This is a genomic window from Pseudomonas gessardii (genome assembly GCF_001983165.1).
Classification (GTDB): domain Bacteria; phylum Pseudomonadota; class Gammaproteobacteria; order Pseudomonadales; family Pseudomonadaceae; genus Aquipseudomonas; species Aquipseudomonas gessardii.
The window spans coordinates 1-13,957 of the sequence record NZ_MNPU01000038.1; the positions used below are offsets into that span (position 1 = coordinate 1).

General features: G+C 60.6%; 14 protein-coding genes and 1 pseudogene. 3 read left to right on the forward strand and 12 right to left on the reverse strand.

All coding sequences use genetic code 11. From position 1 onward, the window contains the following. A pseudogene (locus tag BLL38_RS31990) lies at positions 1-116 on the forward strand (IS110 family transposase); the annotation flags it as partial. Between the two features lie 48 nt (positions 117-164). Here BLL38_RS31990 and BLL38_RS21670 read toward each other — a convergent pair. The 3 genes from BLL38_RS21670 to BLL38_RS21680 all read right to left on the reverse strand — a co-directional run bounded on the left by BLL38_RS21670 (position 165) and on the right by BLL38_RS21680 (position 1,944). Then, a complete protein-coding gene (locus BLL38_RS21670; protein ID WP_057959204.1) occupies positions 165-1,181 on the reverse strand; it encodes an ABC transporter substrate-binding protein in 1,017 nt (338 codons plus the stop codon). Between the two features lie 116 nt (positions 1,182-1,297). Then, positions 1,298-1,495 carry a hypothetical protein gene (locus BLL38_RS21675; protein ID WP_057959203.1) on the reverse strand — a complete coding sequence of 66 codons (198 nt, stop codon included), beginning with the start codon at positions 1,493-1,495 and terminating at the stop codon, positions 1,298-1,300. After that, on the reverse strand, positions 1,495-1,944 hold the full coding sequence (locus tag BLL38_RS21680) for a hypothetical protein (protein ID WP_057439059.1): 450 nt from the start codon (positions 1,942-1,944) through the stop codon (positions 1,495-1,497). The genes BLL38_RS21675 and BLL38_RS21680 overlap by 1 nt, the downstream gene beginning before the upstream one ends. Before the next feature lie 392 nt (positions 1,945-2,336). Here BLL38_RS21680 and BLL38_RS21685 point away from each other — a divergent pair, with 392 nt between their 5' ends. Next, positions 2,337-2,591 (forward strand): hypothetical protein, encoded by a 255-nt coding sequence (locus tag BLL38_RS21685; RefSeq protein WP_057959202.1) that lies wholly within the window; start codon positions 2,337-2,339, stop codon positions 2,589-2,591. 80 nt (positions 2,592-2,671) lie between these two features. Beyond that, positions 2,672-2,908, forward strand: a complete 237-nt coding sequence (locus BLL38_RS21690; RefSeq protein ID WP_057439060.1) for a DUF2789 domain-containing protein — start codon at positions 2,672-2,674, stop codon at positions 2,906-2,908. Between the two features lie 7 nt (positions 2,909-2,915). On the opposite strand, the gene BLL38_RS21695 is transcribed toward BLL38_RS21690, so the two are convergent. From BLL38_RS21695 to iolD, 9 genes are all read right to left on the reverse strand, one after another. Further along, positions 2,916-3,119, reverse strand: coding sequence for a hypothetical protein (locus BLL38_RS21695; protein WP_057439061.1), 204 nt, complete (start codon positions 3,117-3,119; stop codon positions 2,916-2,918). A 125-nt stretch (positions 3,120-3,244) separates the two neighbouring features. Beyond that, a complete protein-coding gene (locus BLL38_RS21700; protein WP_423213046.1) occupies positions 3,245-4,885 on the reverse strand; it encodes a methyl-accepting chemotaxis protein in 1,641 nt (546 codons plus the stop codon). Between the two features lie 142 nt (positions 4,886-5,027). Further along, entirely contained in the window at positions 5,028-5,432 is a 405-nt protein-coding gene (locus BLL38_RS21705; RefSeq protein ID WP_003214706.1) for a TraR/DksA family transcriptional regulator, read from the reverse strand. A gap of 404 nt (positions 5,433-5,836) precedes the next feature. After that, positions 5,837-6,874, reverse strand: a complete 1,038-nt coding sequence (locus BLL38_RS21710) for an ABC transporter permease (RefSeq protein WP_076964286.1) — start codon at positions 6,872-6,874, stop codon at positions 5,837-5,839. 21 nt (positions 6,875-6,895) lie between these two features. Then, a complete protein-coding gene (locus tag BLL38_RS21715; protein ID WP_057959200.1) occupies positions 6,896-8,434 on the reverse strand; it encodes a sugar ABC transporter ATP-binding protein in 1,539 nt (512 codons plus the stop codon). A gap of 62 nt (positions 8,435-8,496) precedes the next feature. Next, complete coding sequence (locus BLL38_RS21720) at positions 8,497-9,432, reverse strand: sugar ABC transporter substrate-binding protein (protein ID WP_057439065.1); 936 nt, start codon at positions 9,430-9,432, stop codon at positions 8,497-8,499. A 364-nt stretch (positions 9,433-9,796) separates the two neighbouring features. After that, the gene (locus BLL38_RS21725) at positions 9,797-10,843 is read right to left on the reverse strand and encodes a Gfo/Idh/MocA family protein (protein ID WP_076964287.1); all 1,047 of its coding nucleotides are present in this window, start codon (positions 10,841-10,843) and stop codon (positions 9,797-9,799) included. A gap of 137 nt (positions 10,844-10,980) precedes the next feature. Next, the gene (gene iolG / locus BLL38_RS21730) at positions 10,981-11,991 is read right to left on the reverse strand and encodes a bifunctional inositol 2-dehydrogenase/D-chiro-inositol 1-dehydrogenase (RefSeq protein WP_076964288.1); all 1,011 of its coding nucleotides are present in this window, start codon (positions 11,989-11,991) and stop codon (positions 10,981-10,983) included. Between the two features lie 23 nt (positions 11,992-12,014). Further along, positions 12,015-13,946 (reverse strand): 3D-(3,5/4)-trihydroxycyclohexane-1,2-dione acylhydrolase (decyclizing), encoded by a 1,932-nt coding sequence (iolD, locus tag BLL38_RS21735; RefSeq protein WP_076964289.1) that lies wholly within the window; start codon positions 13,944-13,946, stop codon positions 12,015-12,017. Between the last annotated feature and the right edge of the window lie 11 nt (positions 13,947-13,957).

Here is a 13,957-nt window from a genome sequence, read left to right on the forward strand (position 1 = left end):
CGACTCAAGCCCTGGTCATCATTGGCCGCAAGCTGGCGCGCATCGCCTTTTCGCTCATGAAAAACCTGAGCGAATACCAGTCAAAAGCGGTTTTGGGGGCTTCCCCAAAACCATAGAATCTCCCACACAAGCCCGCGCCCACAGTTTGATCCTCATATGAAAGGTTATTTGAGGCTGGCCTCGACCTTTGCAGCCACTTCCTCCGTCAACCAGGCCTTCCACACCTGCGGGTGATCCTTGAGAAACGCCTGCGCCACTTCACGGGGCGGAGTGTGTTTCTCGCTCATCGTCGCCAGGGCCTGATTGAGCGGGCCAATCGGAAAGTCGACTTTTTCAAAGAACTGCGCAATCTGCGGATACTGCTGCTGGAACGGCGTGGACACGCCAATGCTCAGCTTGGACGCCAACGAACGCGTGGGCTTGGGGTTGGGATTGTCGGCATCGGTCAGGGTCTTCCAGGCCTCGGCGTCGAACGCCGGCTCCTCCAGCTGGACCAACTTGTAACGCCCCATCAAGGGGGTTGGCGACCAGTAGTAGAACAGGATCGGCTTGCCACGGCGGATCGACGAGGCAATCTCGGCATCCAGCGCCGCGCCTGAACCGCTGCGAAAGTTGACGTAGCTGGCGTCCAGGCCGTAAGCCTTGAGTTTTTGCTTATTGACCACTTCCGAGGTCCAGCCGATGGGGCTGTTGAGGAACCGCCCCTTGCCCGGGGCTTCCGGGTCCGCGAACACGTCCTTGTAGCGCACCAGGTCCTTTACGCTACGCAGCTCAGGTGCCAGCGGCGCAATGCCCTTGTCCGGGTCGCCCTTGACCACGTATTCCGGCACCCACCAGCCTTCGGTCGCACCCTTGACGGTATCTCCCAGGCCAACCACCTTGCCTTCGGCTTGCGCCTTGATCCACACCGGGCTGCGGCCCGCCCACTCCTCGCCAATCACCTGGATATCATTTTTCGCCAGGGCGGTTTCCAGGGTAATGGTGGTTCCGGGCAAGGTGTCGGTGGGTAAATCGTAGCCTTTCTCGACAATAAACCGCAGAACTTCGGTGATCAGGCTGCCACTTTCCCAATTCAGGTCGGCAAAGTGAATGGGCGCCTGGGCAGCCGCTACCGGTGCGGCCGCCATCGACAGGCCCAGGGTGGTAATGGACGCTGCCAACAGCGCGCGAATTGCTTTCATGCCTTTGAACCTCGTGTATGCATAGCCAGGGTGGATGGCTTTGCTGTCACGCCGCGAAAGCCTCTGAACAATTAAGTCCACTGAACTGTAGTAGAGGTTCAAACGGTTGCCGATATTCAGAGCTGCTGATGCAAACGCTGTAGTTCCCGGCGCACCATGCTGGCGTACTCGGCAGGCCGCAGGGCATACAGTTGGCTGGCCACCCAGTTCAACCAGGCACCTTGCAGATCATCTTTGCGGGCAAACAGTTCAGCAGCCTTGGCTTGGGCATCCGCCAGGTGTTGCTGGTGAAACTGTGCCCGGCCTTCGCTCATTATTCGCTGGCCTTGAACGTCACCAGCTCACCTTTGCGCCACTTGGCGGCTTTGCCGGTCACGGCCTTGAGGGTCTTGCTCAGGCCTTCCTGCAATTGTTCATTGGCGGCGAACACCAGCATTACGCTGTGACCTTCCTTGAACACAATGCCCTCGCCCTGCGCGGTGGACACAAATGCATAGTCGCCCAGGCCATAGACCGTCAACTTGATGTCGCGAAACTTCAGTTCGAACTTGCCACCTTCACGACTGGGCAGGACTGCCGCACGAAAATGATCGCCGACCTTGAGTTCCAGTCGAGGCTTGTCATCTACCACCAGCGCTGTTTCAGTATCTATTTCGGCAATGTAAATGCCTTCAGGGGTTTGTTCCGTGATGTAAACAAACCGCGACTGAAATTGTTTAACCAACTTCGCGCGCAAATCACCCAGCACGAACAATGCGTGCATATCCAGATTACTGACTGCCAAGGAAACGCCCCCACATCTAAAAAAGCGCTACCCGCCCGAGGCAGGCAGCACAAAAAAGGCCGATACGGCTCGACACATTGAAAAAACATACTGAAGTTGATTCCCGCCAGACTCGTGCAGCCGGGCATGACAGTCCTTGTACAAGGTCGTCAGGCTTTGCAGGAAATCACAGGTTTATCGGCCAGAGAATACTGGACGCCCCACTTCAGAGAATACCCCACTTGAAAGGGTGGTTTTCCGACAGCCAAAAACCAAGGAAAAACGTTGGATGGAACCGAACGTGAGCTGCCGACAACAATATTAGAACAGCAACACAGCTCAAAACCACCCGAAATGCTGCAAGCAGGTCAATAGATCGAAAGGAGCTGGTCATGCAACGAGTTCAACGCCAACCGACACAGACTTCCGGTGCCTTATCACGCAAGGATAGCGCGCTATTCTACAGCGTGTATGCCAATGGCGTGTGCGCAGATTTCGCCTTGTACCGCGTCGTCCCCGCGGGAAGGAATTTTTTCCATATCCTGGAAGTGCCCAGCGGCCGGATCAAAGGCTTTCGCAGTGATCACAACAAGGCCTGCGCCCTGGCCAAGGAATTGGAAGCCCTCCTCTGCCCCCCTGCCCGTTGAGGAGCGGCTACAGCCAAATCGAACTATGCGCGCTGGCACACCTCCCATACGAGTAGAAGCTCACTCTTTTGGAGAATGAAATGGACGCGCCAACGCACACCCTACACGACCTGTTCGAACAATTGGGCCTGGAAGCCTCGCCTGCAGCCATTGACAAATTTATCGGTGAACACCCCCTGCCAGAGGATGTGAAGCTGATCGACGCGCCTTTCTGGACCCCACAACAGGCGCAGTTCCTCAAGGAAGAGCTACGCGAAGATGCGGACTGGGCGATTGCCGTGGATGAGCTGAACCAGCGTCTGCATCAGAGCGCCTGACCGGCCCTCAGTGCAGGCGGTCTGATTGCTCGAGGTCCATCAGGGCCTGCCAGGCGGCGCGGCACTCCTGGGCTTCGTCGCGACTGGCGAAGGCCGTGCCGCGCTGTTCCCCGTTGAGCAACACCACCCAACAGGCGCGCAGGCCCAGCGCACGCAGGGTCTGTGGCACCCCACTGCCAATCATCACCGCCACATCGACTTTGTTTTGCATGGAAGCTCTCCGCCAGATTAGCTAGCCAGCTAACGATATGCCGCATCTTAAGCGGTTCCTTTCACCGGAAAAAGCGACCGGCGTAAAAGCTTCCTTGCATAACACGCAACAATCCTGGCCAGGGTCTAGCGCGCCCCAGCCTGCCCTTCAGGCTTATAGCCCAGGCGCAAACCGCCCCAATGCCGGCCGTTGACCATGATCGGCACGGACAGATCGTGCATCAACTCCCCGGTGTCGCGGGTATAGGTTTGCAACAACACAGCCTGCTGGTGGCTGCCACAGCGGATCCCGGTGCGGTCTTCAAACTTGCGCTTGGTGCGATTGTTCACGGCATCAACCTGGGCATCCCCGGTCAGTGCCTGGGAAAACGCCTTGTTGTGCGTCGGCACATAGCCCTGTGGTGTGCAGGCAATCGCGAACACCAGCCCTTCATGACGGGGCAGCAAGGCTTCCTGGATAGCGGGCAAGACCTGATCGGTGTAGCCGTCGAAGCGGCTGTGATATTTGGTCGGGTGGCTGTTGGCTATCGGCGTGTAGCTGCGATTGAACAGGTCATCGAGGCTGATGCGGTTCTGTTGGATATCCGCCTCGAACTGCGCGGCGATCTGGCTGGCGCCTTCGCGGGCGAGGTCGTAGATACGCTGGTGATAATCATCCAGACCGACTTCGGCCAGGCGCTCGCTGATGGTTTCGGCCTGCCCTTCCATTTGCACGGCGGCCTGGGCCAATTGCTGGGTCTGTTGGTCGCTGACGGTCAAGTCGCTGCGCATCTGCTCCACGGCATGGAACAGGCTGTCGAGTTGCGCACGGTTGGTCTCGGTGCCCTGGGCAATCTCGCTGACCTGGCCCTCCACACCCGCCGCCAACGTGGCAATGCTCTCCAGTTGCTCGCCGGCATGCTCCACTTGCTCGACGCCGGCCTGCAAATCCACGGACAGTTGGCGGATTTGCTCCACCACCTGGGCGGTACGCTGCTGGATATCCGCGACCATCACCCCCACTTCATCGGTGGCGGTCGCCGTACGGCCCGCCAGGCCGCGCACTTCGTCGGCCACCACGGCAAACCCACGCCCATGCTCACCGGCGCGGGCGGCTTCAATGGCGGCATTCAAGGCCAACAGATTGGTCTGGCTGGCAATCGACTGAATCACCAGGGTCACCCGCTGGATTTCTTCGCTGCGCTGACTCAGGGCCTCGATCAATTGCCGGCTGTCGCTGGCACGCTGGCTGAGCTGATGCATGCGGCTGATGGATTCCCCCAGCACCGCACGCCCTTCGGTGCTGCGCTGATGGGCCTGGCCGGCCGCCCCCAGGGCCTCGCGGCTGAGCTGGGAAGTGACTTGCTCGGTGCCAATCATCACTTCGGCACTGCTGACGATCTGCTGGGCCGCGCTCAATTGCGATTGCAACCTGGCGGCCAGTTGCTTGACCGAATAGGCCACGCCAGCGGCCGACAGCGCATTATGGCTGGTGGTGTAGGACAGATCGCGAGTCAACGCGCCAATGGCATCCTCGCCAACATCAGGCGCTGGGCTGCGGGCCGGCCTTTTCAGGCACGGCAGCCAGATCAGCAACAGGGCCACGGGCAGGCAGAGGTAGATCGACAGGTTGGCGAACGCCAGGCCCGACAGTATCAGCACCAGGGCGATGCTTTGCAGCAGCGGAGTCACCCAGCCAGGCAGCCGGCGGTTCACCGCGTGCGGCACCACGACGGCGCCCATCAGAGATCCATCCCCGGCCATGTTTGTCACCCCACTGCTTGTCATTATTGTGTCTGCATTAAACGCCACTATCTGGCCATTATCTATGGGCCTTTGGTGTTAGGGCTTGCAGCAGATCAATAGACGGGGGGATGACACGCGGGGATCTGTAGGGGCCGGCTCGCCGGCGCCTACAACATCAAACAGATCAGGCCTGGCGCTGATGCTTGTCGATTTGCTCGTGGCGCTCTTGCGCTTCGATGCAGTACTTGGTGGTCGGGCTGATCAGCAGGCGCTTGAGGCCGATAGGCTCGCCGCTGTCGTCACACCAGCCAAAGGAATCTTCCTTGATACGGCCCAGGGCCTGTTCAAGTTGCGGCAGCATGCGCTGGTCGCGGTCGATGGCGTTGACCAACCAGGTGCGCTCTTCTTCAACCGAGGCGGCGTCAGCCGGGTCAGCCGGGGTGTCCAGGCTTTCAATGGCGATGCGGTTTTGCTCAATGCGCTCGTGGTGCTCGACTTTCATGTCTTGCAACAACTTCTCGAAAAAAGCGTGCTGCTCGGCATTCATGTAGTCATCCGCCGGCATGGCCAGCAACTTTTCCTTTGTCATTGATTTCTCTATAAAAAATACGTGCATTAAGGCGAATAAGGGAGCGTTCCGGCCAACCTCTGGAGGTCGGGGAAAGACGCCGTCCATTCCAAGCGCCACCCGGCACTCAATTTACGAGGGGCGGCAGTCTACGGCCGACTTGAGGGCGCAGCAACTGAAATGACAGGCAATTTGTCCGACATTCCCCTAAAAGGCACCAGGACGGGCTTGGCAGGCGGTTATCGGAGTGCGTTTATAGCAAGAAATTCAGTGTCGTGGAGCTATATAGAAGACAAACGGTTATGTGGAAGCGGGCTTGCCCGCGATAGCGGAGGGTCAGTTGATAGAAATTTGACTGACCCATCGCTATCGCGGGCAAGCCCGCTCCCACACAAACAAGCCCCACTTTTTGATTCAAATCTCGCTCAGCGCTTGAGTTTGCGCTTGTTGCGATACTGGTCGATCACCACCGCCACCACAATGATCAGGCCCTTGATGATGTCCTGGATATAGGCATCCACCCCGACAAAGGTAAACCCACTGGCCATCACCCCGAGGATCAGCGCGCCAATCACCGTGCCGGTGATACGCCCCACCCCGCCCGCCAGGCTGGTGCCGCCGATGACCGCAGCCGCGATCGCGTCCAGCTCATAAGACATGCCCACCCCCGCCTGCCCGGTAGCCGCCCGTGCCGAGGCAACCACACCGGCCAGCCCGGCCAGCAGCCCGGCGATGCTGTAGACGATGATCAGGTGGCGCTTGACGTTGATCCCCGAGGTGCGCGCCGCCTGCATGTTGCCGCCGATGGCGTAGGTGTACTTGCCGTACTTGGTGTAGCGCAGGGCAATGTGGAAAATCACCGCCACCACCAGAAAGATGATCACCGGCATCGCGCCATGGCCGATGGCCGTGTAGGAATCCGAGAGCATGCTCACTGGCTGGCCTTCGGTGTAATAACGTGCCAGGCCACGGGCCGAGACCATCATGCCGAGGGTCGCAATAAACGGCGGGATGCCGGTTATGGCGATGATGCTGCCATTGATTGCCCCCGCCAGCAGGCCCACGCCCAGGCCGGCGACCACCGGGATCCACACCGGCAAGTCCGTCAACGATGGAAACACCGCCCGGGAAAAGTCCGAGGTCTGCGCCAGACTCGCGGCGATCATCGCCGACAACGCCAGCACCGAGCCCGAGGACAGGTCGATCCCCGTGGTGATGATCACCTGGGTCACGCCAATCGCCAGCAAACCGATGATCGACACTTGCAGGATCATCAGCACCAGGCGCTGGGAGTTCATCAAAAAGCTCTGGTCCCGTACGATCCAGCCAAACAGTTCGAACACCAGGCCGATACCGATCAGCACCAGGAAAATGCTCAGTTCGGTAGGGAACCGCCGCCGGCTCTTGACCGGTGCCGCGGCGGGCTTCTTTTCCTCGGGTTTGCTTTCCAGTATTGCGTTCATTGCCCGTCACCTTTTTATTCGTTAGTGGACTGCCGTCATACCGGAAGCCAACTGCATGACTTTTTCCTGGGTGGCCTCGGCCCGATCCAGGGTGCCCATCAAATCGCCTTCGTGCATGACCATCACCCGGTCGCTCATACCCAGCACCTCCGGCAGTTCCGAAGAAATCATGATCACCGCCATGCCTTCACTGGCCAGGAAGGCAATCAAGCGGTAGATCTCGGCCTTGGCGCCGACGTCGATACCACGGGTCGGTTCGTCAAGGATCAACAGCCGTGGATTGGTCATCAGCCAACGTGCCAGCAGGGCCTTCTGCTGATTGCCACCAGACAGGGTGTCGATGCACTGCTCAAGGGAGGGGGTTTTCACCCGCAGTTTCTTGCACATGTCTTCGCACAAGGCGCGCAGGGCTTTTTGCTGGATAAAGCCATTGCCCGAGTAATGGGGCAGCACGGCCATTTCCATGTTTTCCAGGACCGACAGGCACGGGAACAGGCCACTGAGCTTGCGGTCCTCGGTCAACAGTGCAAACCCCTGCTGGATGGCCATATGCGGGTCGCTGATACGCAACGCCTGGCCGTCGAGACGGATCTCGCCGCCGTCGCTGGGGGTAATGCCGAAGAGCGTTTCCGCCACGTTGGTGCGGCCCGAGCCCATCAGCCCGGCAATACCGAGGATTTCGCCGGCATGCAGATCAAAGGACACGCCCTGGAACACTCCGTCCAGGCGCAGGTCGCGCACCGACAGCAACAACTCGCCGATGGGCGTCTCGCGCACCGGGAACAACTGGCTCAATTCGCGCCCGACCATCATCGAGATCAGGCTGTCGCTGTCCATGCTGTCGGCCCGTTGCAGACCGATGTAGGCGCCATCGCGAAACACTGCCACTTCATCGGCGATGGCGAACACTTCATTCATTTTGTGGGTGATATAGATGATGCCTTTGCCCTGGGCCTTGAGGTCGGCAATGATCGAAAACAGGTGGGCCACTTCCTTGTCGGTAATCGCCGACGTCGGCTCATCCATGATCAGGATGTCCGAGTCGTAGGACACCGCCTTGGCAATCTCCACCATCTGCCGCTCGGCAATGCTCAGGTTGCCGACCTGCTCCTCTGGGTCCAGGTTGATCCGCAGGCGCGCCAGCAACTCGGCAGTGCGGCGATGCATGGCGCGGTGATTGACTAGGCGCAGGCCGTTGAGCTGTTCGCGGCCGATCCAGATGTTCTCGGCGATGCTCATATGGGGCATCAGGTTGAGCTCCTGGTGGATCATCGCGATGCCCGCCTGCAAAGCCGCCAGAGGCGTGTCAAACACCACCGGCTTGCCCCGCAGGCGGATTTCCCCGGCGTCGGGCTGGTAGATGCCGGCGATGATTTTCATCAGCGTCGACTTGCCGGCGCCGTTCTCTCCCATCAGTGCCAGGACCGAGCCGGGGCGCACCCGCAGTTGCACATCGGCCAGGGCCACGACGCCGGGAAAGCCTTTGCTGATATGGGCGATTTCCAACAGGTAGGGTTGTTCTACACCTGCGGGCTGCGCAGCAGTCGCTTGAGCAAGCATATCGGGGCTCCATCGGCAGGGCGGCTGTGGCCGCCCTGCCCGCTTATTGTTGTGATTGAACGCTACTTGAATGACGCGACGTTGTCCGGGGTGATCAGTTGGAAAGGCACCACGACGTTTTGCTCGACCGCCTCGCCCCTGGCCATTTTCACGGCCGCCTCCACCGAACCGATCGCCTGCCCCTTGGCATCCTGGAACACCGAGAGCGCCATCTCGCCCTTGGTGATCGCATTCAACCCGTCGGGTGTGCCATCGACGCCGCCAATCAACACGCTGCCGGGTTTCACCCCTGCGGTTTTCAAGGCCATGGCGGCGCCAATTGCCATTTCGTCGTTGTTGGCCACGACCGCATTGAACTCGCGGCCCTGGGTCAGCCAATCGTTCACCAGGGTCATGCCCTTGTCCCGCAGCCAGATCCCGGTCTGTTCCTGTTCAATCTTGATGTCCGGGTATTTGTCGAGGATCTCCTTGACGCCCTTGGTGCGATTGGTCGTCGAGTTGTTGGCCAGGTCACCCAGCAGAATCACGATTTTGCCTTTGCCGCCCAGCTTCTCGGCCACGTACTGCATTTGCAGTCTGCCGGCCTCGACGTCATTGGACGTCACCGTCACCACCCCTTTGGGCAAGTCGGCCTGATCCGGACGACGGTTGACGTAGACCAGCGGGATACCCGCCGCCACCGCCGCTTTAGTGATGCGCGCGGTGGAGGCCGTATCCACCGGGTTGACCACCATGGCATCGACTTTCTGGCTGATAAAGTTCTCGACCTGGCTCAGTTGCTTGACCACGTCGGCACGGGCGTCCTCGAATTGCAGTTGCACAGCATCGCCCTTGGGGTAGGACTTGGCTTGCTTGTCCATATCCTCACGCAGGTAGGTGAGGAAGGTGTCGTCGAACTGCGACATGCTGACGCCAATCTTGATATCGGCGGCTGAAGCCACGCCACTGCCGAGCATCATCGACAAGGCCAGCGAGGCGAAACGGATCTGGGTCTTCATGAACGGTCTGTCTCCACTTTCTTGTTGGTTTTCTGGACGTAGCGTTTATCAGAGCGAGGGGGCTGCGGCAGGCAGCCGGACCACCGGCGCTCCCGGAATGCAGCACACCAGGGCACCCTTGCTTTCCACGCAAAGGACATTGAGAAAAGAGAAATAGAAGGGCCGTGCGCGGGGCAGGAAGGCAGAACGTAACACTCGCAGTACAGCGCTGAAGATTTTCATCTGACGGTACCTGGTTGTTTTATCTTGTTTTTGTTGAGTCCCCCGGCCCCCTTATAAAGGAAGGTCGAGATGGACTTTCGGCAACCTGGAAATGACTTTATTGGAAAATAATTTCCATATCAACTCATTTTAGAATTTTATTCTATTTCCATTCTCCGCCCTCCACCGTCACCATCTCCACCACTTGCCGACGCTCGGCGCTGAGCCTGGCGGCATCCAGCACGCGCGTGGTTTCCCAAGCATCCATGGCCTGCACCGGCAGCGCGCCCTGGCCCTGGATTGCACTTTGCAACTGGCGATAGAACTGGTTCCAGGCGCCCTTTTCCGAGGGGATACGCTCGCGTTCCGCACCTTGCTCGAACCAGCCCCAGCGTCGATGTTCTTCGGCGCCCCAGTGCTCGCCTTCGGTCTTCGGACTTTTGCCGGCCAGCAGCGCTTGCTCCTGGCCGTCCAGGCCGTCGACGGTGTAGCAGCCCGCCGTGCCATTGACCCGAAAACGCGGGCCTTGGCAGTTTTGCAGGGCGCTGCCCCACAGGTGGGAAATCACCCCGTTGGCGTGGGTCAGGCTGACAAAAAAGCCATGATCGAGGGTGGGGTGCTCGGCGCTGTACTGCAATTGCGCATACACCCACTCCACCGGACCAAACAGCTGCAGGGCCTGGTCCACCAGGTGGCTGCCCAGGTCACGCAGGAACCCGCCACCGCTGGCGTTGCCCAGGGCCTGTGGGCTGTAGCGCTCCACCCGGGACTCAAAGCGGGTGATGCTGCCCAGGGCGCCGGCGTCGATCAGCTTGCGCAGGGTCAGGTAGTCCGAGTCCCAGCGCCGGTTCTGGTAGACGCTGAGTGCTACCCCCTCGCGTTCGGCGGCGCTAATCAGCGCCAGGGCCTGCTCGGCATTGCTGGCGAAGGGTTTGTCGCTGACCACCGCCACACCGTACTCAATGGCCTCCAGCACCAGGGCCGGGCGCCCTTTGAGGGTGGTGGAAATCACCAGCACCTCCACCCCGGCTTCGACGATCTGCGCAATGCTGTCGAAGGCAGGCACCCCGGGATGCTCCGTCGCCAGTTGCTGGCGGCGCTCGGGGGAGCGGGTCACCACGCCGACAAACGTCGCCCCGGGCAATGTGGCGATCAGCGGGGCATGAAAAAAACGGCCGCCATGGCCGTATCCAACCAGTCCGATTCGCATGAACCAACTCCTTCTTGGAATGGAAACCCAGTCAAAAAATGTGGGAGCTGGCGTGCCTGCGATAGCGGTGTTTCAGGCCCTACATCTGTTGCTGATCCACCGCTATCGCAGGCAAGCCAGCGCCTACACTGACCGCACTAGCCGTAGAATGCCGGGCGCTGCGGCAGGCTGACCGCAACGATCTGCCCACTGCCCTGGGCCTCGATACACGCGTCCGCCGCCACCGCAGCGGCAAAGCCATCCCACGCCGAAGGCCCACCTACCTGGCCGGCCCGCACGCCATCAATAAAGGCCTGCAACTCGACGTCATAGGCCGCGATAAAGCGGTCTTTCCAATCCATCAGAATCGCATTCGACAGCTTGGCGCCGCTGCGCAATTGCACCTGGGACGGCTCTGGCAATTTGGCAATGCCGGTCTCCCCCACCACCTCGCACTGGATGTCGTAGCCGTACTGGCAGTTCACAAACACTTCCACATCAATCCTCGTGCCCCTGGCGGTTTCCAGCAGCACGATCTGCGGGTCGCGCAAATGGCTCAGGGCCTTGCTGGTTTTACGCGGGAACACCACCTGCACCGACACATAGTCATCGGCCAGCAGCCAGCGCAACACGTCCAGCTCGTGGATCAAAGTGTCGGTGATGGCCATGCTGGTGTTGTAGTTCTCACCCACGCTCGGGTTGCGGTGGGCGCAATGCAGCATCAACGGTTCGCCGATCTGGCCGCTGTCGAGCACCGCCTTGAGGGCTTGGTAGCCCTGGTCATACGGGCGCATAAAACCGACCTGGACCAGGCGTTTGCCGTGGGCCACTTCCGCCTCGACGATCTTGCGACAGCCCTCGGCGGTGACGGCCAGGGGTTTTTCACAGAACACCGGTTTACCGGCCGCGATAGCCGCCAGCACAAATTCCTCATGGCTCGGCCCCCAGGAGGTGACCAGCACCGCCTCGACCTGCGCCGACTGGATCAAGGCATGGCCATCGGCGTACACCTCGGCGCTCAGTTGCAGGTCAGCCACCACCTGGGCCGCCTGTTCAAGGTTGATATCGGTAACCGCCACCACCTGGCTGTTGAGCAAGGTCTGGCTGCACCGGCGGATATGGTCCCGGCCGATGGCGCCCGTACCGATCACACCCAGCTTCAAAGACATGGCAACACTCCTTTCTCTTGTTATCAGTACTGCCGGGCCTTGGCCAGGCGTTCATTGAGTTGCCTGGCACAGGCATTGGTACGTGCGCTGGTGGACACCTGGGCCACGCCAACCCGCCACCACGACAAGTAGCCGTGGATCATGGTCTTGGGCAGCACCTTGATATCGATCAGCGTCGACACGCTTTGCGTGCGGGCATCGGCCAACGCGGCGTGCAGGTGTTCCAGCGTGGTGACCTTGTAGGTCTTGCAACCATAGGCCGCCGCGCTCATGGCGAAATCCACCGGCACCAGGCCGCCATCGAGCTTGCCGCTGTCAGGGTTGCGGAAACGGAATTCGGTGCCGAAGCTGTCCATGCCATGGCCCATCTGCAGGTTGTTGATGCAACCAAAGGCCATGTTGTCCAGCAGCAGCACATTGATCTTGCGCCGCTCCTGGATCGAGGTGGCCAGCTCCGAATGCAGCATCATGTAGGAGCCATCGCCGACCAGGGCGTAGACCTCGCGCGCAGGCTCGGCCAGCTTCACGCCCAGGGCCGCGTTGATCTCGTAGCCCATGCACGAATAGCCGTACTCGACGTGGTAGGTATTGACCCCCTTGCTGCGCCAGGCCCGCTGCAAATCACCGGGCAGGCTGCCGGCGGCGGCGACAATCACCGCGTCGTCGGCCAGGGTCTGGTTGAGCACCCCCAGGACCTGGCTTTGGGTCAGGCAGGAGCCGGTCAGTTCGATAAACTCGCGCAGTACCGCCGGGTCCATATGGTCGTTGATCTCGGGGCTGAAGTCGGCGTCGGTGTAGCGCGCCTGATAGACCCGCTCCACCTCAGCATCGCCCTGCGCGCGGGCCTGGCGTGGCTGCTCGCCCCATTGCGTGGCGTAATCGCCCAGTGCGTCGGCCAAGGCCAGCAACCCGTCCCGGGCATCTGCCAACACCTGTACCCCGTCGAGTTTCAGCACATCGCCGGGGCTGATATTGAGGTTGAGAAACTGCACCTCGGGATGCTGGAACAGCGACTTCGACGAGGTGGTGAAGTCGGTATAGCGCGTGCCGATGCCGATGATCAGGTCGGCGTCCCGGGCCAGCAGGTTGGCGGCCAGGCAACCGGTTTCGCCGATGCCGCCGACATTCAGCGGGTGGCTGGAGACAATGGCGCTCTTGCCGGCCTGGGTTTCGGCAAAGGGGATCTGAAAACGCTCGGCAAAGGCCTGTAGCGCGGCATTCGCGCCGGCGTACTTGACCCCGCCACCGCAGATAATCAGTGGCTTGCCCTTGGATTTGAGCAGCGTGACAGCGTCGCGCAGCATCGCTTCGGTGGCCGGGCGCCGGTCCAGGCGGTGCACGCGTTTTTGCAGGAAGTCATCGGGGTAGTCCCAGGCCTCGGCCTGCACATCCTGGGGCAAGGCCAGGGTCACGGCGCCGGTTTCGGCCGGGTCGGTCAACACGCGCATGGCGTGGATCGCCGCACTCATCAACTGTTCGGGGCGGTTGATGCGGTCCCAGTATTTGCTCACGGCGCGGAACGCGTCGTTGGTGCTGAGGCTCAAGTCATGGAATTGCTCGATCTGCTGCAACACCGGGTCCGGCTGGCGACTGGCATACACATCGCCGGGCAGCAGTAACAGCGGGATGCGGTTGGCCGTGGCGGTCGCGGCGGCGGTCAGCATATTCGCCGCCCCCGGGCCGACCGACGCGGTACAAGCGTAGACCTTGCGCCGCAGGTGCTGCTTGGCAAACCCAATCGCGGCATGGGCCATGCCCTGCTCGTTGCGGCCCTGGTGCACCACCAACTCGCCACTGTCTTGCTCCAGGGCCTGGCCCAGGCCCAGCACATTACCGTGGCCGAAAATGGTGAAGACCCCGGCGACAAACTTGCTCTGCACGCCATCGACTTCGATGTACTGGTTATCCAGGAACTTCACCAGGGCCTGGGCCATGGTCAATCGGGTGGTGGTCATATTGGGTCCCC

Excerpts from the sequence above, each read along its gene's own strand:
- BLL38_RS21670 (WP_057959204.1), bottom strand. The coding sequence starts at position 1,181 with ATGAAAGCAATTCGCGCGCTGTTGGCAGCGTCCATTACCACCCTGGGC.
- BLL38_RS21675 (WP_057959203.1), bottom strand. The coding sequence starts at position 1,495 with ATGAGCGAAGGCCGGGCACAGTTTCACCAGCAACACCTGGCGGATGCC.
- BLL38_RS21680 (WP_057439059.1), bottom strand. The coding sequence starts at position 1,944 with ATGCACGCATTGTTCGTGCTGGGTGATTTGCGCGCGAAGTTGGTTAAA.
- BLL38_RS21685 (WP_057959202.1), top strand. The coding sequence starts at position 2,337 with ATGCAACGAGTTCAACGCCAACCGACACAGACTTCCGGTGCCTTATCA.
- BLL38_RS21690 (WP_057439060.1), top strand. The coding sequence starts at position 2,672 with ATGGACGCGCCAACGCACACCCTACACGACCTGTTCGAACAATTGGGC.
- BLL38_RS21695 (WP_057439061.1), bottom strand. The coding sequence starts at position 3,119 with ATGCAAAACAAAGTCGATGTGGCGGTGATGATTGGCAGTGGGGTGCCA.
- BLL38_RS21700 (WP_423213046.1), bottom strand. The coding sequence starts at position 4,885 with ATGACAAGCAGTGGGGTGACAAACATGGCCGGGGATGGATCTCTGATG.
- BLL38_RS21705 (WP_003214706.1), bottom strand. The coding sequence starts at position 5,432 with ATGACAAAGGAAAAGTTGCTGGCCATGCCGGCGGATGACTACATGAAT.
- BLL38_RS21710 (WP_076964286.1), bottom strand. The coding sequence starts at position 6,874 with ATGAACGCAATACTGGAAAGCAAACCCGAGGAAAAGAAGCCCGCCGCG.
- BLL38_RS21715 (WP_057959200.1), bottom strand. The coding sequence starts at position 8,434 with ATGCTTGCTCAAGCGACTGCTGCGCAGCCCGCAGGTGTAGAACAACCC.
- BLL38_RS21720 (WP_057439065.1), bottom strand. The coding sequence starts at position 9,432 with ATGAAGACCCAGATCCGTTTCGCCTCGCTGGCCTTGTCGATGATGCTC.
- BLL38_RS21725 (WP_076964287.1), bottom strand. The coding sequence starts at position 10,843 with ATGCGAATCGGACTGGTTGGATACGGCCATGGCGGCCGTTTTTTTCAT.
- iolG (WP_076964288.1), bottom strand. The coding sequence starts at position 11,991 with ATGTCTTTGAAGCTGGGTGTGATCGGTACGGGCGCCATCGGCCGGGAC.
- iolD (WP_076964289.1), bottom strand. The coding sequence starts at position 13,946 with ATGACCACCACCCGATTGACCATGGCCCAGGCCCTGGTGAAGTTCCTG.